We start from the raw sequence: 21,801 nt of genomic DNA on the forward strand, positions 1-21,801 counted from the left end.
AAAATAATGTTAAAAAAGTCTTTAGTAATAATGAGTGTTTCTGCAGCATTTTTTGCGCAGGCTCAGGATGTTTCTGTGATCAGAAATACTGCAGAAATTTATTCAGGATCTCCTAATGTGGGTTCTGCTAAGTTTAATGCGATGGCCGGTTCCAACGGAGCCCTTGGAGGTGATGCAAATTCCTTGCTTACCAACCCTGCAGGTTTGGGGGTGGCGATCTCAGGAGAAATTTCAGGAACTTTGTCAATAACCAACAATAAGAATACTTCCTCACTGGCAGGTTCATCATTTGAGTACCGGATCAACAAGGGAGACCTTGGAAACGTTGGTGCTGTCATGACATTCCAGATGAGGCCTGAGAGTCCGTGGAAGTTTGTGAACCTCGGTGTTAATTTTTCAAGCCAGTCCATAGAAAACTATGTACAGACTCCCGGAAACAGTAATATCGTTTATGACTTTGATGCGGCCGGTACAAGAAGTTCATCGTTCGGAGGCCATGCCTATGACCGTTACGGATACCTGACTAAAACCAGCATTGGTGTAGGAGCCAATTATAATCATAACCTTTACCTGGGGATGGGGCTGAATTTCTTCAATGCTAATATTGACCAGTCGGATACTGCAATTTTTAATTCTTTGCAGAACGGATCTTCAGAATATTTCAGTAAGCAGAATACGCCGTTCTCGGAACGAGGAAACGGATTTTCTGCTTCTGTAGGGGTTATCGGGAAGGTAAGTCCGAATTTCCGTCTGGGAGCAGCCATTGAAACACCTACGTTCTGGGATATTGACCGGGGCTACAATTTCTATAATGACGACCAGTATGGAGATGATTCAGCAGTAGAAAACAGGAAGTTTACTTCTCCGCTTAAAGCTACTGTAAGTGCAGCGTTCATCGCTAATAAAAGTTTCTCTCTGAATGTGGATTACAGCCTGGGGCTTACCACTCCGAAGTATAAGACTTACGGTGCGGCAGAAGAGGACCTGAATGCTTTCTTCAAAGACAATTACAAGAATGTTTCCGAAGTAAGAGCAGGGGCTGAATACAGGCTAAAGCAGTTCAGGTTGAGAGGAGGATACGCCTATACATCCAATCCTTTTGATGCGCTCACTGTAAACGCATTCAGAACTGACGGTTCCGTAAACACCAATGCGTCTTATGATAACCTGATGCTTAACAACAGAAATGCTCTGTCATTCGGTCTCGGATATGATTTCAGGTCTTTTTATATTGATGCTTCCTACCAGAATATAACTTCAAAATATACCAATCCGTTTATGAGGGGTCTGGTCAATGCTACATATGAAGACGGATATTATTCTTCAAACAATCTGATTGCCAGTGATTCATACATCGTTTCAGATGTCAAGAATGTAAAAAATAATTTCTTTATCACTTTCGGCTGGAAGTTTTAATTGGAATAACTATTAAAAGAAAAAAGTTCCGGATCAGAAGATCCGGAACTTTTTTTATTATATATATTTGATGGCTTACGTTAATGTGCATGATGATGAAACAGATGCATCACCAGTGCCAGGGAAACGCCCAGGATTACCAATCCGATTTTGAGCCAGTCGATATTATGATTCTTATTGCTTTCAAAAATAATCACAGATGAAATATGCAGGAATATGCCTCCTACCACAGCAAGAAAATAAGGCTGAAGGTCAGGATTGAAATAATTTCCCAGCAGCATGCCCAGCGGCGAGGCGAGGGCAAATAATGCGATGATCAGTAAAGAAGGATAGGATGTAGTGCTTCTCGATTCGCCGTGCCGGTTGAATAGGAAAGCCCCCAGAATAAATGAAATAGGAAGGTTGTGGAAAACAATGCCCAGTAAATATGGTGACAGGGTTTCTCTTTCGTTGGCTAAAGGAATCCCCTCGATAAAAGCATGGATAAATAAGCCTACCATTAGTGCCACCGGAAGGATGTTATGTTCACTATGATGATGGAGGTGGCCATGCTCGAAGCCTTTCGTCAGAGCCTCAAGAATCATTTGAAGCAATACCCCGGCAATCACAAATATTCCCAGTCCGCCTCCTGCGCCTGAGGCATATACCTGAGGAAATACCTCATTCAGGCATACTGTAATCAGGAACCCAGCACTCAAAATCAACAGATTTTTAGCGAGTTTCTGTCTTTTTCCGAAGTATTTGCCCAGTAATATGCCGGCAATCACACTCATAACCAGTAAAAAAACTGTTATCATGCTTTTTTTCTAAATAAATTAATGCAGCGAGGAGAATTGGTGCTGTCAAATGCATTCAATTGATAATCTCCCCATATCTTAATCCGTTCAAAACCGCATTCTTCAGCGTACAGAAGAATGGTTTCAGGGGTATGAAGTTTTACTTTCTCAAAAAAATGATAGGGTTTCCCGTCTGTTTCAAAACGGATGTCTTTAATGATATATCTCCCTTCTATTTTCTTAGAAATTTTAAAGTCGATATCGCCACGTTTAACAACAGATTCCGGAACAAGACTATTTTTAACGAAACTTTCGTTCAGGTAGTCCAGAACGAAGAACCCTCCGGGTTTCAGGACATCATAAACTGATTTGAATACCTTTTTATCATCACGTTCCGATTCAAAATACCCGAAGCTTGTAAAAAGATTGAATACGGCGTCCATAGGATCTGCCTCAATGGGGTTGCGCATGTCATGAACATCAAATAACAAAGTCTGGTTTTCAAACTGTTTATTATGCTCTATGCTCTGTCTGGAAAGGTCCAGCCCTAAGACATCATAGCCCAGTTTATTCAGGAATACGGAATGCCTGCCTTTGCCACAGGCAAGGTCTATAATCCTGGATCCCGGTGGAAGCTGCAGCTCCGATGTGAGTGCCGTAATGAAGCTTTCTGCTTCGGTATAGTCTCTGTTGCTGTATAACAAATGATAATAAGGGGTATCAAACCAAGATTCAAACCATTCCATAATACAAAAATAACTAAATTTGTGCGGTTAAAGGCAAAGTATTTAAATATTGGAATGCGGAAGGAAGTCTTCTGCAAGGCCGTTAAAGATGTAATCTTTTAGTTTTTAAATCTTTAAATCCTTTAATTGTTTATATATGAATACAGAGAATTTACAGATTCAGATCAAAACGTTTTTCGGGCTTGAGCAGATTTTAGCTGAGGAAATTAAAAAGCTGGGAGGAAGAAAGGTGGAAGTGAAAAACCGGGCAGTCAATTGTGAAGGCGATTTGGGTTTTCTTTATAAAATCAATTATTCTGCGAGGACGGCCTTAAAAATTTTAGTCCCGATCTATGAGTTCAAGGCATTTAACCAGCATCAGTTTTATGACAGGCTCTTTAAATTCAACTGGGAGCAGTTTATGGATGTGGAACAGTCATTTGCCATTGATTCAACGGTAAATTCCGAAACATTCAAACATTCACAGTTTGTGACGCTGAAAATGAAAGATGCTATCGTAGATTATTTCCAGGGAAAATTCAAAAGGCGTCCGAATGTGGAAACTAAACATCCGGATATTAAATTCCATCTTCATATCGACCGGGAGCTCGTAACCATTTCTATGGATTCTTCCGGCGATGCCCTGTTTAAAAGAGGCTATCGGAGAGAGCAGGGAGAGGCTCCGATCAATGAAGTCCTGGCAAGCGGAATGCTTCAGCTGGCGGGTTGGGACGGGAAAGGTAATTTCCTTGATCCGATGTGCGGTTCGGGAACTTTGCTGATTGAGGCCGCGATGATCGCGATGGATCTTCCGGCACAGATTTTCCGAAAAAGATTCGCATTTCAGAACTGGAAAAACTACGATGCCGAATTATTTGCAAAGATTAAAGAATTCAGGGTGAACAGGGTGCGCGAATTTACCGGGAAAATCGTGGGTTACGATATTGATGCCAGAATGCTGAATGCAGCCAGAATGAATATAGAAGCCGCGGAAATGGAAGATGTAATTGAGGTGCGCAAACAGAACTTCTTCGATTCCAAAAAAGACCTTTTCCCTCTGCTGATGGTCTTTAACCCGCCTTATGATGAGCGGATCTCCATTAATGATGAGGACTTTTACAAGAAAATAGGGGATACTTTTAAAACCAGTTACCCCAATACACTGGCATGGCTTATCTCATCAGACCTGGAAGCCGTGAAAAAGATTGGTCTCAGACCATCCAGGAAGATTAAACTTTTCAACGGAAAACTGGAGACAAGGTTTTTGCAGTATGAGATGTATGAAGGAACAAAGAAAGTTCACAAGCTTGAAAACTGATCATATGGCCTTCCTCCGGGAAGGCCTTTTTATGGACTGAAGTTTATATCAATTCCTCATGGAATATTTTTTATTTTTGCTGTAAACTGATCGTATGCCTTTTGATTTTTTCGACGCTTTAAGTTTTTTTTCTGATTTCCTGAATTTGCTGGGTAATACTTCATCATCATCCGGGCCTGTTCGTGATGAAGAGTATGTAGAGAAGAAACCGCGGTACATTAAAGAAATCATCAGCATACGGTTTATTTTGATTTCCGCTGTACTGATTGTTCTGGTCTTTAAAGATCCTTTGCCGGGAGCACATTACATCCGGGCTTTGGCGGTCATCAGTTTTATAGGCATTGCTATTTCGTGTATTCTGTTTTTTATCCTTTATATGGTAGGAAAATATTATTTTACGAATGTTTTCCAGTGGCTGCTCTTCAGTGGATCGTTTATGCTGTTTTGTATTTCATCAGGGTGGTGCTTATACTTTAAATCAGGGTGGTTTCTTTAGGGATGTTTAAACACAAAATGCTCATGATCGTGTTCCTGCGTACTATTTTATCATGCTTCCCGTTTAATTATCATCCTGCATGTTTGCGCATTCCTTCATGAATAAGTAATTTTGAAAAATTTTCAGATTTGAAACCTACCCTTTCCGTTATTGTCGCTATTTTCAACCGTAAAGATGAGCTTTTTGAGCTTCTGAATTCATTATCCCACCAGACTGACCATGAGTTTGAAGTTATTATCGTGGATGACGGTTCTTTTATCGATCTGAAGCCTACTGTTTCGCGTTTTGAAGAAATGCTGAATATCAGGTATTTCAGGAAAGATAATTCCGGACCCGGGCTGTCCAGGAATTACGGTGCACACAGGGCTCAGCATGAATGGCTGGTTTTTGTGGACAGTGATGTCATTGTAGAAAAAGATTATATTGCGAACATTAAGAAAGATATTGAGGGGATTCCGTGTGAAGCTTTTGGCGGGGCAGATAAAGCACATAAAGGATTTAATCTGATGCAAAAAGCGATTTCCTATTCCATGACTTCGGTATTTACTACCGGAGGAATAAGAGGGAATAAAAAGTCGGTTTCAAAATTCCAGCCCAGAAGCTTTAATATGGGGGTAAGAAAAGAAGTCTTTGATGCCGTAGGCGGGTTTTCGGAAATGCGGATAGGGGAGGATCCGGATCTTTCCATGACACTTTGGGAACATGGGTATACCACTGCCTTTTTTGATGATATAGCGGTTTACCACAAGCGAAGAGTAGACTTTGGTAAGTTTTCCAAGCAGGTATACCAGTTCGGCTGTGCAAGGCCGATCCTTAATCAGAGACACCCGGATTACGTGAAAATTTCTTTTGCCTTTCCCACACTATTTTTGCTGGGTTATCTGATGGGCTTCCTTGAGTATTTTTTCATGGGAAAAGGGATCATCCTTACCTTGTATGGCTTTTATACATTTATGGTCCTATTTCATGCGCTGTTCGTCACCAGAAACATCAGTATTGCAGGTATGGCGGTAATTTCTACCTATATCCAGATGTTTTCATACGGCTACGGCTTCCTGAAGTCATGGACGTTACTGAATGTCTTAAAAATGAAACCAGAGGAAGCATTCCCTTCGCATTTCCATAAGAAACAGTAAACTTCTTAGTGGTTCAAAAATGATCAGATTTCTTTTAAATGATTATTTTTCATGATTTATAAACAGGTCCCTGTTCTGAAAAAATAAAGCTGTTGCATTCACAACAGCTTTAAAACATAAAATTAGGATATAGAAATGATTTCATGGTTGAGGACACCTGTTTTGAGCATGCAGTCCTTCATTTTCTGGTATGTCCGTTCAATATCGTGATCCAACCCGATGGAGAATCGGATAAGCCCGTCTGAAATGCCCATGGCAATTCTCTCTTCTTCAGGAATTTCTGATGATGTCGAGCTTCCGGAACAGGAGAATAAGGTCTTATAAAAACCCAAGCTCACGGCAAGGTAGCCCAGATTTTCCTGCTGCATCAGTTCCATCAGTTCATTGGCTTTTTCAGTTGTTCCGGCGTCGATGGTCAGTAAACCACCAAAGCCGTATTCCGGTTGCATCATGCTTTTCATCAGCATGTGGTTGCGGTGTGATTCAAGACCGGGATAAGATACTTTCAGACCGTCCTGTTCAAATCTTTCCGCCAGATAAAGTGCATTGTAGCTATGCTGTTTCATCCTGATGTGCAGGGTCCTGAGGTTTTTTAAAATGCTTGAAGACCGCAGGCTGTCCATGGTGGGTCCCAGCAGCATGCAAGCTCCGCTGTTGACATTTTTGGTGTCATCAATGAACTCCTGTGTCCCGCAATACACGCCGCCTACAGTGTCGCTGCTTCCGTTAATGAACTTGGTAAGACTGTGGATCACAATATCGGCTCCCAGCAATTTGGGAGAAATGGAAAGCGGTGAAAACGTATTGTCTACAATGAGTTTTAATCCGTATTTCTTACAGATTTTTGAAAGTGTCCTCAGGTCTGCTACTTCCAGCAGGGGATTGCTTACACTTTCACAATATATTACTTTGGTGTTGGATTGTATTGCGTTTTCAATTGCCTCAAAATTACCGATATCTGCAAACGTAGTCTGTATGCCATAGGCCGGGAAAAAGTTTTTCAGGAATGCGTAGGTACCTCCGTAGATAGTCCTGCTGGAAATAATGTGGTCTCCGTTTTTGCATACCTGCATAAGAACAGAAGTAATGGCACCCATGCCGGAAGCCGTTACATTGGCCGCTTCTGTATTCTCAAGCTTAGCAAGCGCCTGGGAAAGGTAAAGGTTCATGGGAGAGGAATGCCTCGAATAGAGGTAACATCCTTCTGCATTGCCTTCAAAGGTGTCAAACATCGTCTTTGCAGAAAGAAAAGTATAGGTTGAACTGTCTGAAATGGATGGATTGACTCCCCCGAATTCCCCGAAGTACTGCAGATCCTGTATCTCGTTAGCTGCATTGAAATTTTCCATACTTTTTTATTTCAAAGGTGCAGTATTCCCATAGATATTCCAATCTAATTTTAATAATACAGAAAATAAAACGGATAAAATTGAATAGCTTAGAAAAAATGTTTAATATATTTGAATAATGTAAATTTTAACCTAAAAAATATCTATGAAGTTTGATGAGACGGACAGACAATTGCTTCTTTTTCTTCAGCAGGATTCCAAACAGACCACCAAAGAACTGTCTTACAAGCTCGGACTATCGGTGACGGCAGTGTATGAACGTATCCGCAAACTGGAAAATGCGGGAGTAATTGCAAAATACGTGGCTATTCTTGACCGGCACAAAATCAACCGGGATTTTATTGTGTTGTGCCATGTGAAATTAACCCAGCACAGAAAAGAATATGTGTTGCAATTTGAAAAAGAAATCATGAATCTGCAGGAAGTAACTGAATGCTTCCATGTAAGCGGTGATTATGATTATATCCTGAAGATTGCAGTAAGGGATATGCAGGATTACCGAAACTTTATGCTTTCAAAGCTGACTACTCTGAAGCATATTGCAAGTACCCACAGCTCATTTATGATCTCTGAAGTCAAAAATACGACGGCTATAGTCCTTTAATTATACCAATACGCCGTTTTTTGAAGCAATTGGATCAGGAAGTTCGGTTTCGCCCGTCATCTGAAGCAGGTCAATTTCTATAGTCCGGCAGATGGAAAGCATCGGAATATCAAACATAAGTCCTGCAAAAGGGTTCTCGGAATAATCCCCAACGAGTTCCATGATGATGTAAATCCAGCCTACAATGATACAGAAAGGAATGCTTACCCAAATACCCCAGTCGCCAAGCTTGGCAAATTCGCTTACCAACCCTAAAGGGAGCAGGGTGATGAATAGAATATTAAAGATAAATGCTGTACTGGCAAACTGCCGGGGAGAAGGAAATTTTTTAATTCTTTCCGCCTGTCCTTGGAAACCATAGAATTCATTCAGGCAGGTCTGAAGCTGCATCTGGTTGAATTCGGAAATGATTCCGTCGTTTTTCAGTTCATTAATATCTTTTGCCTGCTGGGAAATCAGGTAGGTTGCAAAATTTTTATAAGTAGACTGAAGACCGGCTTCTTCTTCGGAAAGGTATTTGTTGAGAAATATCGACGTCCGGCTGTAGTCGGGAAATCCTGCTTTAATCAGCCTGTTCCGCTTATGGTCTATGTTTTTAAAATGATCTGTTTCCTCAGCCTTGATGTGTTCCCACTCCGTAGGCACAAGCAGCTGTTCACGTAAAGCATACAGCCATGCGATATGGCGATAGACAATTGTTTTCCTCCTTTTTTCGAGGTCAAATATCCCTATCTGTTCATGTTCAGTATCAAAAGCGTAAACCATTGCGGCAAAAGACCTGCTGGAATTTACAATCCCACCCCATATTTTACGGGCTTCCCAAAGCCTGTCATACGCCTGGTTGTTTTTAAAGCCTACCAGGAAAGCTTCCGCGGTACCGATCAGTGCTACGGGTACCCATGGGATGATCATCCAATGCCAGTTGAAAAAATAAAACAGTGCTGTAATCAGGGTGCACCAAACAGAAATCCAGATCAGATGGATTCCGGAAAGGTTTAAAACCTGTTTGTAATTGACGTATTTTGTGGTGATCATAATGCCGTACGAAATTTGGTGTGCATATAAACAAAAGAAATACCAAACAGGGTTTCCTAATGCTTATTTAAATGTAATAAAAAAACTCTTATTTTTTCAAGAAGTTTTATTTTATGGTTTCTTTAGTCTTTATAACTAAGAAAAACATCTTCTTTATCTGTTTTACCAGTAGCGTAAATACCAACATGAACTATTTCGAAACCAGGCCTTAAGTCACGATTTTCTACAATGAAATATATCTCAGGAATTTGAGCAACTCCTATTATCAGTACAATTTATTGGTTATATTTGCACAAAAAAACTATGAAAATACTTAAGATGGTTTGCTCGGTCATTCTTTTTGGGATACTGGGAAACCATGTGTTATTAGCTCAAAACTTAACTCTGAATGCCAACCTGCTGGAAACTAATTTTAAAGACGATAGTAACCCTACACATCTGAATTTTATTACAGGAAACAGATTGATTTTTAATTCAAAATATGGTGTTGCTATAAAAGATTCTGAAGGTGTAAAGAGTAAATTATTAATAAAGATAAGCTCAGCCTATAAAAATTACGTAAACGAAGATAATGTTTATACTTATGATGCGGCAAAAGCACTGTATATTTCTGTAATAGATAATAATGCTTACTTCTTTATTAAAAAGAATTCAAAATTAAGTTTATGGAAAACAAATGGGACGAATGCAGGAACAATACTTATAAAAGAATTTCCAAATCCTAATTTTATGACTTCTGATTTTGTTATTACTTCGTTTACGAAATTTAATAGCAAACTTTTTTTTAATATTTATCATATGTTTGGAAACCCGAGTAGAAGTGAATTCTGGATTTCGGATGAGACTACTGCAGGAACTGAAATTGTAAATACACTTAATAATAATTCAACTCTATCTGCAGGAAATTATACTCAGGCTGCCAACTCTCTCTATTTTACTAATTATAGTTCTAACGCTTACTGGGAAAAGAAAATATGGAAATCAGATGGAACCACGGTAGGTACATTACCTGTTTTTACAGGTATACAGGATGATTTTTCAATCGTAGGGAATATAGTGAACTTTAATGGTCATATTTACTTTATAAAAAGAAAAAATAATAATTCTTATCTGTCATATTTTGAATATAATACCAATACTATTACAGATGTTATGAACCTTCCAGGAAATCCAGGAACGAATTCCAATTTATTTTTACAGAATAGTTCTCTTGTTTTTGCTAATAATAATGTCCTATGGAAATCAGATGGGACAGCAGCCGGAACCCATACCATCACTTCCAGTTCTTTTCCTAATTATGGGAATATAGGAATCAATGATATGATTGTATTTAAAAATAAAATTTATTTTGACTGTTATTTAGGAAGTTCTTCAGAGTACACAAAACTTGTATATGACGGGAATTCCTTAGCTAAGTTTTCAAATCTATTTCCGGAGTTGGCAACAGCCAGTATGGAAAAAAAATCGACTGCTTATAATGGAGAAAGTAATTACTTGATTTTTTTGAAATATAATAATTCAAATAAGGAATATTTTGCATTTGACGGCCAGTCTTCAAAAAAGATTCAAAATTTAGAATTTGATTATAATTCCGGTTTCGAAATAAATATTGTGGATACACCGGATAATAATTTATTAATTAATGCAAAGAATAAAAAATATGGCCAGGAGATTTTTAAATTCAATTTTGGAAATGGTACTTCAGGTATTTATGAAAATGCAAATTCTTCAGGCGGTTCGTATTTTTACTCACCTCAGGAGCTAAATAACAAACTTTTTTATTTTGGATCAGATGAATATGGAGTAGGTCCCATGTTGTCTGATGGTTCTGTGGCAGGAACAAAAAAGATCAATGAAAATATAACTGTTCAGATTAACTCAGGATCATCATACGTCAAAAATATTCCAAATATTAAGGTAAATGATAAAATTTATTTTCCTTGTACAATAAATGGTTCTGATCTTGAATTATGTGTTTCTGACGGAACAACGGCAGGAACACATCAGGTGAAAGATATTAATCCTAACGGGAGTGGTCTTACCTACGATACCCCTTATTTTTTTAAATTAGGATTGAATAAATTTTTGTTTAAAGCCAATGACGGAACAGGAGAAAAACTTTGGGTTTCAGATGGAACAGACGCTGGAACAAGTGTTGTATCATCTTATGTATCATCTAATGAAAAATATGCTAAATTAAATAATACTACTTTTTTCACGTCTTATGATAATACCTTGAATAAGGTTGTCTTGATGAGCACTGATGGTACACAGGCTAATACAAGCGTTTTTCATGATTTTGGTGCTAAAAGAAATATCGTTTCAGTATTAGGAAGTACGGACAATAAGTTCTTTTGCTTAGTTTATAATCAAATAGATTATTGGACAAGTAATTATGAGGTGTGGATTTCAGATGGAACGATGAACGGGACTGTCATGCTAAAAGCTTTCAGTAATCCTCACTATTCAAATCCGGGGTTCAATACTAATGTAGCAATGCACAATAATAAACTTTATTTTTATGCATGCGCAGAGAATCAATCTAATCTTACATTGCATGCGCCATACGTTTCTGATGGAACTGTTATCGGAACGCATAAAATTTCTAATGTAGAATTTCCAAATGGTTCCTATCCGGTATATCCATATTCATCGAGTTTTATAGCAAGCTGTTCGGATAAGGTCTATTTTATGCAGGTTCCAAGTAATTATGGATATAGCAGCATGTGGGTTTACAATAATAATCAGTTTAATAATATTTATACGCACCCTGTACCCAATGTATTTCTTTTTATGCAGGACAGCAGCCAATGCATAAATGATAATTTATTTTTTCTTAATAAGCAATATACTGAAAATAAAATTTGGATTACTAATGGAGTTTCTGGAATAAAAGAAGTGGATATTCAGGCAAACGGAACTATAGCTAATAATGTAATTATCAATGGTCTTGCGAAATTAAATGACAAGCTATTTTTAAATGCTCCTTTCATGGATTCGGATAATTTTAATTTTTACGGAAATGAATTATATGTTATGGATGTAAGCCAGATTACTTTAGGAATTAATGAAGTGATAGGGAGCAATAAAAATAGTGAACTATCGATTCTGATTTTCCCTAATCCTACTGTATCGGAAGTTAATTTGGTCGCTGCGAAAAATGATTATATTAAAAGTGTTGAGCTTTATAATATGAGTGGAAATTTGATTCTTAATAAAACTCAGATCAATAATTCTAAAATAACATTAGATATTAATCCTCAGATGACTGGAGTTTATCTGTTGAAAATTCAAACAGAAAAAGGAACTATTATCAAGAAAGTGATTAAAAAATAATAATAAAAAAGCCTTTCAAATCAATTGAAAGGCTTTTTTATTATTATGTCTTGTCTTGAAATAAGTTGATACTTAAGCGACTTATCTTAAAAACGGACTCAGAGAGATTACGGAGTATTTATAATACAAAAGGCTACATCTAAGTCTTAATAAGGAAATTCAGGATAAAGGCCATAAAAATCCGAAGTAAAGAGTTTCTCTGGATTACATATTGTTTAATTGTATATCAAACTATCCCGGGACGACTAATAGCAGAAAGATTGAAGAAATGCTAATATCGCAGCATTTCTTCAATCTTTCTGCTGAGTTTTTCAGCGTTGGGCAGCATTTCTTTTTCTAAAATCAGATTGATTGGAACTGCGGGAAGATCGAGTGCTCCCATGGTTTCAACCGGAGCATCCAGGTGCCTGAAGCAATTTTTTGCAATTCTGTGTGCAAAGGCTTCCGCAAATGAATTGTTCAGCTGTTCTTCTGTAAGGACAATGCACTTTCCGTGTTCTTTTACTCTTTCAAATACAAGTGTTTCATCCAGAGGGAGTAAGGTTCTTAAATCAATGACTTCTACACGGCCAGCAAAGTTTTTTGCTGCTTCTTTGGCCCAGTAAACGCCCATCCCGTAAGTAACGACCAATACTGTCCTTCCCTTGTCTGTTTCCTCCTGGTCTGCATTAACCACAACTTTCCCTCTTTCCGAACGGAAGGATGTAATCTTCGGCAGGCTCTATGGTCTTAGCATCTTCTGTTCCCGGGACTTTACTCCAGTAGAGTCCTTTATGCTCCAGCATGATCACCGGGTTAGGGTCATAATATGCAGCTTTTAAAAGGCCTTTGAAATCAGCTGCATTGCTTGGATACGCGATTTTTATTCCCTTGATATTAGCCAGTATGCTTTCCACGCTTCCGCTGTGATAAGGACCGCCACCGCCGTATGCACCGATCGGTACACGGATAATGTTGCTTACCGGGAATTTTCCGTTACTCAGATAATTGGATTTTGAGATTTCTGTAATAAGCTGGTTGATGCCCGGGTAAATATAGTCAGCAAACTGTACTTCAACAATGGGTTTTAGACCAACAGCGCTCATTCCTGCCGTAGAGCCGATGATATAAGCTTCCTGGATAGGGGTGTTAAAAACCCTGCTTTTACCGAATTTTTTTCCTAACGTAACAGTCTCACGGAAAACACCTCCGATCCTTTCTCCCACATCCTGCCCGTACAGCAGTGCTTCAGGGTGTTTCCACATCAGCTCCTGAATGGCATGGATAGCTGCATCAACCATCACAATCTTTTCTCCGCCCTCAGGTTCACGGGTTCCTGTTTCCTCAGTAACCGGAGTAGGGGCAAAAACATGCTGCATGACCGTTTCGGGTTTCGGGTCTTCTGCATTTTTAGCCTTTTCAAAATCTTCCTCTGCCTTTTGTCTGGTCTTCTGAATAATATGGTTTAATTGTTCTTCTTCAATTCCTGCTTCTAAAAGCTGTTTCTTCAGAATTTCTCCCGGATCTTTTGCTCTGTGTTTGGTAAGGTCATCTTCATCACGGTAAAATTCTCTTCTTACTCCTGAAGTGTGGTGCCCGATTAAAACCGTTTTGGCGCAAACCACCAAAGGCTTACGCTCTGTTCTTACAAAATCGAATGCTTTTTTCATGACTTCGAAACTTTCAATAAAGTCGGTGCCATCTACGCGCATTCTGTTGAGGCCTACGAACCCTGCGACAAAATCATAGGCATCACAGGTCCTGGCTTCTTCTTTGGTTACGGAAATTCCCCATTCGTTATCCTGTACAAGGAAGATAATGGGAAGCTGGTGTAAAGCCGCAAACTGTAAGGCTTCACTTACTTCACCTTCTGTCACTGAATTATCACCGAGGCTGCATACAACTACCGGATTATGATCATAGTTCTGCAGTTCAAATTCCTGGATGTATTTGATTCCCTGAGCCACACCGGTGGTTGGGATGGTCTGCATTCCGGTTGCTGAACTCTGGTGTATCATTTTAGGTTTGTCTTCAGCCCTGCTGGAAGGGTGGGAATAATACGATCTTCCTCCTGAAAAAGGGTCATCTGATTTTGCCAGTAACTGAAGCATGAGCTGGTAAGGTTCAAACCCGATCCCTAAAAGAATGCTTTCGTCCCTGTAGTAAGGAGAAACCCAGTCCTCTTTTGTTAATTGGTAGGCGGTAGCCAATTGTATGGCTTCATGACCTCTTGAAGTACTGTGGACATATTTACAGACATTCCTGTTTTCTTCATAGATATCAGCCATTGCTTTGGCAAGCATCATATGGTTGTAAGCCTTAAGCAATATATCCTGAGAAACTTTTTCGTGAAGTGTATTTTCCATAGGAAGCAAATATACATAAAAAAACAAAACACTAACGATCGTTAGTGTTTTGCATCTTTTATATGAATATTTTTTATTCCTTGATCACCTTTTTGGAAATCACATCAGTACCGCTTTTAACTTCAACAATGTAAATTCCCTTGGTATAGGAAGCTAAATTGATGCTTTCTTCAGCGCTGTTGATTTTTCCGCTCTGTAGTTTCTTACCGGACAGGTCATACACATTAAAGGTGGACTGTTTCGGAGCTTTCAATACTTTTACAAAGTCTTTCGTTATTGTTGGTGCTATAACGATTCCGTTGTCTTTTGAAAGATCTGTAGTTCCTAATACCTGTTGAGAGTAGCCCGTGACCATGATAGAGTAATTCTGAGGTGCTGCCGTACCGGAATCATTGACGAGAGTTCCTTTGTTGGTTACTTCAATTCTGTAATTCCTTCCTGCTACAGGAGCGTCAATGACTACCTGCTCTACATTGTCAACTGTGTTGTCTGCTTTGGTAGCAGGGGTTAAAGGGCTGTCCGCGTTCAGTTTCCATGGATAGTAAATCGTATTGTTGGTTGTATCTATGATTCTCAAGTCGATATCATTGATTAACTTCGATGTTCTGTTGTTATAAACATCAGATACAAACTGATAATTCGGAGTATATTTAGGATCCAGCCAGCTAATTGTAACTTTTAGCGGCTCGCTCCCAGATGCTTTAACAGTCTTACTATTTTTTACGCCACTGGTAAGCGTTTCATCAGTGAAAATTACTGTATTATTGGATTTGCCTACTAATAATTCTGCTCCTTTCTTTGCATTGATAAATCCCCATCCGAACCATGGATCTGGCCCTACATTCCCCGCTTCTGATGCTGAATGGATGGTAAGAACTTTTGCTGAAGAAGCACTCAACAATGCATTGTTAAATAATTGTTTGTTTATTTGAGTCCACAAACCGATGATACCGGTCACTACAGGGGCAGAAAAAGATGTTCCGCTACCTCCTGCCCACGCATTGCTGCCTGTAGCTGTTGTTGAAGCATAGTATACATCTGTACCCACAGTTGAAATATCCGGTTTAATCCCGCCATCATCTCTAGGGCCCGCGCTACTGTAACTTGAATGCACAACATCTGAAGCACTAGTATATCGGTAGTTATTTGTCGCTATAATATCTGTCGCTCCAACAACAATGATATTTTTGGCGAGTGAACCTGTCCCTATACAGTCATATCCAAGAGAACAGTTATTAGGAGGTACTGTATCATTCGCAGTAAATGCAACTGCTCCGTTTGATGAATTATAATATTTAGGCGTTGTAGTGTCAGGCCCAGGACCCATATCAAAGTAATTTCCGGCTGATTTTACGATAATATAGGACGGATTATTATAAACTAGAGCATCGTAATTGTAATCGTTGGTATTGTAGGTACCCTGATAATCATAAAATGTATTACCACTTTTTGAACCGTTATATACGTAAGAAGTAATATTACCACTATTGTCATAATTTACAGTCCATCCTGAATTAACACCATATGAGTGGTTTGAAATATTAGGTTGCGCAATAACTATTTTTTGGAATACATTGCTCGTCGAGGTATTGCCAGGTAATGTAGTAGTGCTAAACATATAGCTGTCCATAGTAGAATTGATAGCTACACCTTTTGCATTTCCTACAAGTACATTATTACTATACAGCGGGGTATCTTTACCACCAACGAAGCTTCCCACACCTGTTGAATGATCGGAATAGCTCTGGGTGTTGGCTTCTTTATTGGTAATTCTTCCTGTGGCATTATTGAATGCCGTATGTGCTGCATATATTCTTCCGCCATCAAAAATAGTGTATTTAATTCCTTCTCCATTAAAAGCACCGGTTAATCCGGAAATATTTCCTGAAGTATTCAATAGGTCAGAATTAGAGTTCTGAAGCTGTCTTGTATCTTCTTCCTGTAGGAAATAAGGAACACCGAAGTTAAAGCCTGCTAAACGTGACCTGAGTGAATCAATCTCTTTTTGCGTAGAAGCGCTTCTGTCTCTGCTGTAGGCTTTTGCTATATAAGCATCAAATTTTTTATTATTTTCTTTTTTTTGCTGTTCAAATACCTGCGTAAGGTTTTCGCTGTTTTTTTGCGCATTAATCAGGGTAATTGATAATATGCTGACCAAAAGTACGTGTTTTTTCATAATAAGCTCATAAATTTTAATAAAAGGTACCACAGCAAATATATATAATATTCGTTAAATTATTTAAATAGAATTGAGTAAAAATGTGAAAATTGAGAAAATTATTCAATTAAACGTATCTTTAGTCCTTCTGTTTTGACTTAATTTTAAGTTGGCAATATGACTCAGGTCGTTTCAAAACAGAAAAAAATAAAGTAACTTTACAGGCTGTTTTAATGAAAAACCAGAAAATTACATGTATTTAGTTTTTGACACAGAAACCACTGGTTTACCAAAGAATTTCAATGCTCCTCTTTCGGATTCAGAAAACTGGCCAAGAATGGTGCAGATCGCCTGGCAGCTGCACGATGACGACGGGAAGCTTATAGAAAACCAGGATTATATTATCAAGACGGAAGGTTATGATATTCCGTTTAACGCGGCAAGAATCCACGGTATCACCACCAAGATTGCCAACGATGAAGGTAGAGATCTGCAGGAAGTTCTTGAGGAATTTTCAAAGGTCCTTGATAAGGTAAGAATTGTCTCCGGACACAATGTAGAGTTTGATTACAATATCGTTGGGGCAGAGTTTTTCAGGAAAAACATGAAGGATAACCTTCAGGAGAAGCCAAAGGCAGATACCATGATTCTGGGAACAGATTTCTGTCAGCTCGGCGGAGGAAGGGGAGGAAGGTTTAAACCGCCTAAACTGGAGGAACTTTACGAAAAATTATACGGGAATAAATTTGATGAAGCGCATAATGCTGCGGCAGACGTTAATGCAACCGCCCAAGTGTTTTTCGAAATGATGCGTGTAGGAATTATTCCTGCTGAGCTGCTGAAAATCTCCGAAGACCAGTTAAAATATTTCCAGACCATTTATCCGGGACCTATACAGCCTTTCGATATCGTTATCAGAAGGCAGGTCGCCGATTTTCATAATAAAAAGAAACAGACCGATTTCGGAAGCATTGACGATATCGATCTGGGTAAATATTTCAATTTTGATAACCATAGCGTTTTCTCAACCTTAACCGCTACCAGCGGAATTTCCGATCTGATAAAGAAAGCTGTTGATAACAACTTTCCTGCAGTTGGAATTGTTGACCTGGGAAATATGATGGGAGCTTTTAAGTTTGTTTCCGCTGTTGAATCGGTAAATTCGGACCGAAGTAAAAAACATAAGGAATATCTCGCTAAAAAACAGGAAGCAGAAGAAAATGCAACAGAATTCAATGAAGCAGAGCCATCAGCGGATCCGCTTATTCCTATTGTTGGATGTGAGTTTTACATCTCCGACCGATATGAACAGAAACAGTTTACAAAAGATGATCCCGACAGAAGGACCCAGGTAGTTCTTCTGGCGAAAGATTTTAACGGATATAAGAATTTAGCCAAGCTTTCCAGCATCGGTTTTCTTAAAGGTTTTTACTTCGGGGTACCCAGAATCAGCAGAGAACTGATTGCCCAGTACAAAGAAGGATTGATTGCCCTGACTTCAGGAATTAACGGGGACATTCCGGATGCTATCCTTAATACGGGTGAGCAAAAAGGAGAAGAGCTGTTCAAATGGTGGAAAGACACGTTTGAAGATGATTTTTACGTCCAGATCCAGAACCACAATCTTCCTGAGGAAGAGCATTTGAACGGAGTACTGCTTTATTTTGCGGATAAATATAATGTTAAGATCCTGGCGCAGAACGAAACGTTCTATACCAATAAGGATGATGCCAATATTCAGGATATTGTAAGCTGCATCAAAGACGGTGAAAAGCTTACCACTCCTGTAGGCAAAGGTTTTGGTAAAAGGAGAGGACTGGCGACACATGAATATTACATCAAGAACCGCGATGAAATCAAAGAGGCTTTTCTGGCTTATCCTGATGCTTTTGATGCTTATGAAGAATTTCTTGCGAAATTCAGTCCTTATACTCTGAAAAGGGACGTTCTTCTTCCGAAGTTTGATATTCCTGAAGAATTTGTGCATCCGGAGGATGAGCTGGACGGAGGAAAAAGAGGAGAGATGGCATACCTTACCCACCTCACCTATGAAGGGGCAAGGAAAAAGTATGCTGAGATTACAGAGGAAATTAAAGAGCGTCTTGATTTTGAGCTGGATGTTATTGCCAACACAGGATATCCGGGATATTTCCTTATTGTACAGGATTTTTGTAATGAAGCCCGCAACATGGGCGTATGGGTTGGTCCCGGACGGGGATCGGCTGCAGGTTCGGCTGTTGCATACTGTATCGGAATTACCAATGTTGACCCTATCGCCTATGATCTCCTTTTTGAGCGATTTTTGAACCCGGAAAGGATTTCCATGCCCGATATCGATATTGACTTCGATGACGAGGGACGGGACAAGATTATTAAGTGGGTTATTGAAAAGTACGGACAGAGCCAGGTGGCGCAGATCATTACTTATTCCGTTTTGGGGGGTAAATCTGCCATTAAGGATGCAGGAAGGGTTCTTGACCTTCCGATTCCGGATACCAATAATATCGCCAAGCTCATCCCATCCACACCGGGGATGAATATTGCCAAAGCACTGTCGAAATATGACAAGTTGAGGCCTGAAGATCAAATGCTTGTTGATGAGATGAGGCTGGTACTTGATAATCCAGACGACCCGCGTTTTAGTGTGCTGGCAAGTGCAAAAAAGATGGAAGGCTGCATCAGGAATACGGGAATCCATGCCTGTGGGGTAATTATCACACCTGAAGATGTGAGCAACCTGGTTCCGGTAACTATTGCTGCAAAAGATGCTGATATCCTGGTTTCCCAGTTCGATAACTCGGTTGCTGAAAGTGCCGGTCTTCTTAAGATGGACTTCCTGGGTCTTCGGACGCTTACCATTATTAAGGATGCGATAAAAATAGTTAAGGAAAAACACGGTATTGAGATTAATCCTGATGATATTCCTCTGGATGATGCTAAAACATATCAGCTTTTTAAAGAAGGAAGAACGATAGGGATTTTCCAATATGAAAGTCCGGGAATGCAGAAATACATGAGAGAGCTTAAGCCAACTGTTTTTGCCGACCTTATCGCCATGAATGCATTGTACCGTCCAGGTCCGATCAAGTATATCCCGAACTTCATTAACAGGAAACACGGTATTGAAGAAATTGTTTACGATTTACCTGAAACCGAAGAATATCTTAAGGAAACGTATGGGATTACCGTTTATCAGGAACAGGTGATGCTGCTGTCTCAGAAGCTGGCCAACTTTACCAAAGGTGAGGCGGATACGCTGAGAAAAGCTATGGGTAAAAAACAGATTGACGTTCTGAATAAAATGTACCCGAAGTTTATTGAAGGCGGAAAGAAAAACAATCTCGACGAAGAGAAACTGAATAAAATCTGGAATGACTGGAAAGCATTTGCTGAATATGCATTTAACAAATCCCATTCTACCTGCTATGCATTAGTTGCGTATCATACGGCTTACCTGAAGGCAAATTATCCTGCGGAATATATGGCCAGTGTAATGAGTAACAACATCAACAATACCGCCCAGATTACCATGTTCATGGAAGACTGCAAAAGTATGGGTGTGGATGTTTTGGGTCCTGATGTCAATGAATCTCAGTATAAGTTCTCTGTGAACGAAAAAGGGCAGATCCGCTTCGGGCTTGGTGCAATCAAAGGAATCGGCGAGGGGCCAAGTGAGGCTATTACCCGTGAACGTGAAAAAGGAAGATTTAAAAATATATATGACTTTTTTGAACGCATCCTTCCTTCACAGATGAATAAAAGGGTGGCGGAAAGTTTAGTGGTGGCCGGTGCATTTGATGAACTGGATATATACCACAGAGGTCAGTATTTTGATATCGATTCAGCTGGCAGAACCAATCTGGAGAGGCTGATCAGGTATGGTCAAAGTTTCCAGGAAAGCAAAAACGAAATGGAGCATTCTCTCTTTGCGGATTTTGCTGAAGAAGTACAGATTGAGCAGCCAAAACTGCCTCCATGCCCGGAATGGCCGAATATGCATAAATTAAATAAGGAAAAAGAAATTATTGGATTTTACCTATCTGCACATCCTCTGGATGAATTCAGGTATCATTTCCAGTTTATGCAGGGACAGCTTTCCAAGAAAAAAGTATTGGAAAAAGATGAAGAAGAAAAGATTACACAAGATGTGCCACCCATTCTGGAACCGGAAACTCAGTTTGACTCTATAGATGTTGCAGAAATCATTCCCGATGAAATTATTGCCGGTGAGGAGGAAATCATAGAAGAAACCACCAAAAAGGCAGAGCCTAAAGGCACATTCGGATTTCTGAACCTGGATGAGTTAGATGCATATAAAGAACAGACTTTTGCCCATAAACAGGAAGAGCTTTTTGAAGAGAAAAAGAAAGACTGGAAACAGATCCAGAAAGACCGTGAAAACGGTGGTGGAGGAAAAGAGTATACTGTTGCCGGACTCATTACGGAATACCGCGTTCAGGATGGCTTCCGGAGCGGTGAGAAGGTAGCTTTTCTTACGCTTGAAGACTACTCGGGATCCTATTCGTTCAGGCTGGGAGACCGGGATTATATGCGGCTAAAAGAAAAACTTGAGGTGCAGAGGTTTGTGATCCTTAAGATTAAATTTGCCCAGGTGAAAGACGGCCGCGTATTTGTGAACGTCAATGAAGTAATTGAGCTGCAGGAAGCGTTTGAGCGTTTTGCAAAAAGTATTTCGCTGGTAATGGATGTCATGGATTTCAGACAGGAAGATCTTGTCTTTTTTCAGAATATAGTGGAAAAAAACAGAGGTGACCAGAAGCTGAAATTCTTTATTAAGAATACTGAGGATGAGGCGCAGCTGGAAGTGCAGTCCATGAGGCATTCTGTGAGTCTGAATGGAGACCTGATTAAAGAGATCCAGTTGCTGAATAAATATGAATTTTACCTGAATTAAAGTATTATATTCATAATGGAAAAGTGGCTTGTAAACAGCCACTTTTTTTGTTTTTAATCTCATTAAAGCCATTAATCAAAATTTTACATCAAATTCATCAATTTCTTTATTACTAACTTTAAAATTAGAGTCTAAAAAGTAATTTCAATTTATAATAATAGGATAGGAGCTAATTTTTTTTCAATATAAATA

Annotated in this window: 12 protein-coding genes and 1 pseudogene; 7 read left to right on the plus strand and 6 right to left on the minus strand. The window is 39.3% G+C overall.

Features of this window, described 5'->3' with window-relative positions; genetic code table 11:
• Positions 1-30 precede the first annotated feature (30 nt).
• The gene (locus tag QE404_RS03015; protein ID WP_307446297.1) at positions 31-1,416 is read left to right on the plus strand and encodes an OmpP1/FadL family transporter; all 1,386 of its coding nucleotides are present in this window, start codon (positions 31-33) and stop codon (positions 1,414-1,416) included.
• Positions 1,417-1,496: 80 nt separating this feature from the next.
• On the opposite strand, the gene QE404_RS03020 is transcribed toward QE404_RS03015, so the two are convergent.
• Together QE404_RS03020 and QE404_RS03025 are read right to left on the minus strand one after the other, a co-directional pair.
• Complete coding sequence (locus QE404_RS03020) at positions 1,497-2,210, minus strand: ZIP family metal transporter (RefSeq protein WP_307453332.1); 714 nt, start codon at positions 2,208-2,210, stop codon at positions 1,497-1,499.
• Positions 2,210-2,938 (minus strand): SAM-dependent methyltransferase, encoded by a 729-nt coding sequence (locus QE404_RS03025; protein ID WP_307446300.1) that lies wholly within the window; start codon positions 2,936-2,938, stop codon positions 2,210-2,212. The genes QE404_RS03020 and QE404_RS03025 overlap by 1 nt, the downstream gene beginning before the upstream one ends.
• A 136-nt stretch (positions 2,939-3,074) precedes the next feature.
• Here QE404_RS03025 and QE404_RS03030 point away from each other — a divergent pair, with 136 nt between their 5' ends.
• The 3 genes from QE404_RS03030 (at position 3,075) to QE404_RS03040 (ending at position 5,867) form a co-directional block, all read left to right on the plus strand.
• Positions 3,075-4,235 carry a THUMP domain-containing class I SAM-dependent RNA methyltransferase gene (locus tag QE404_RS03030; protein ID WP_307446302.1) on the plus strand — a complete coding sequence of 387 codons (1,161 nt, stop codon included), beginning with the start codon at positions 3,075-3,077 and terminating at the stop codon, positions 4,233-4,235.
• Between the two features lie 94 nt (positions 4,236-4,329).
• The gene (locus tag QE404_RS03035; RefSeq protein WP_307446306.1) at positions 4,330-4,731 is read left to right on the plus strand and encodes a branched-chain amino acid ABC transporter substrate-binding protein; all 402 of its coding nucleotides are present in this window, start codon (positions 4,330-4,332) and stop codon (positions 4,729-4,731) included.
• 128 nt (positions 4,732-4,859) lie between these two features.
• The gene (locus tag QE404_RS03040; protein WP_307446309.1) at positions 4,860-5,867 is read left to right on the plus strand and encodes a glycosyltransferase; all 1,008 of its coding nucleotides are present in this window, start codon (positions 4,860-4,862) and stop codon (positions 5,865-5,867) included.
• Between the two features lie 122 nt (positions 5,868-5,989).
• Here QE404_RS03040 and QE404_RS03045 read toward each other — a convergent pair whose 3' ends face one another.
• Positions 5,990-7,216, minus strand: coding sequence for an aminotransferase class I/II-fold pyridoxal phosphate-dependent enzyme (locus QE404_RS03045; RefSeq protein WP_307446312.1), 1,227 nt, complete (start codon positions 7,214-7,216; stop codon positions 5,990-5,992).
• 145 nt (positions 7,217-7,361) lie between these two features.
• Between QE404_RS03045 and QE404_RS03050 the strand changes: the two genes are divergently transcribed.
• Entirely contained in the window at positions 7,362-7,820 is a 459-nt protein-coding gene (locus QE404_RS03050) for an Lrp/AsnC family transcriptional regulator (RefSeq protein WP_307446315.1), read from the plus strand.
• Here the strand turns inward: QE404_RS03050 and QE404_RS03055 are convergent, their stop codons facing one another.
• Positions 7,821-8,855 (minus strand): bestrophin family protein, encoded by a 1,035-nt coding sequence (locus tag QE404_RS03055; RefSeq protein WP_307446318.1) that lies wholly within the window; start codon positions 8,853-8,855, stop codon positions 7,821-7,823. It abuts the gene before it with no gap.
• 303 nt (positions 8,856-9,158) lie between these two features.
• On the opposite strand from QE404_RS03055, the gene QE404_RS03060 reads away from it, so the two are divergent.
• Positions 9,159-12,191: a T9SS type A sorting domain-containing protein gene (locus QE404_RS03060; protein ID WP_307446321.1), complete on the plus strand. Its 3,033-nt coding sequence runs from the start codon at positions 9,159-9,161 to the stop codon at positions 12,189-12,191.
• 271 nt (positions 12,192-12,462) lie between these two features.
• Here the strand turns inward: QE404_RS03060 and QE404_RS03065 are convergent.
• A pseudogene (locus QE404_RS03065) lies at positions 12,463-14,536 on the minus strand (alpha-ketoacid dehydrogenase subunit alpha/beta).
• Between the two features lie 73 nt (positions 14,537-14,609).
• The gene (locus tag QE404_RS03070; RefSeq protein ID WP_307446326.1) at positions 14,610-16,712 is read right to left on the minus strand and encodes a S8 family peptidase; all 2,103 of its coding nucleotides are present in this window, start codon (positions 16,710-16,712) and stop codon (positions 14,610-14,612) included.
• A gap of 235 nt (positions 16,713-16,947) precedes the next feature.
• Here QE404_RS03070 and dnaE point away from each other — a divergent pair, with 235 nt between their 5' ends.
• Positions 16,948-21,609: a DNA polymerase III subunit alpha gene (dnaE, locus tag QE404_RS03075; protein WP_307446327.1), complete on the plus strand. Its 4,662-nt coding sequence runs from the start codon at positions 16,948-16,950 to the stop codon at positions 21,607-21,609.
• Positions 21,610-21,801: the final 192 nt, after the last annotated feature.

It is taken from the genome of Chryseobacterium camelliae (assembly GCF_030818575.1).
Taxonomy (GTDB): domain Bacteria; phylum Bacteroidota; class Bacteroidia; order Flavobacteriales; family Weeksellaceae; genus Chryseobacterium; species Chryseobacterium camelliae_A.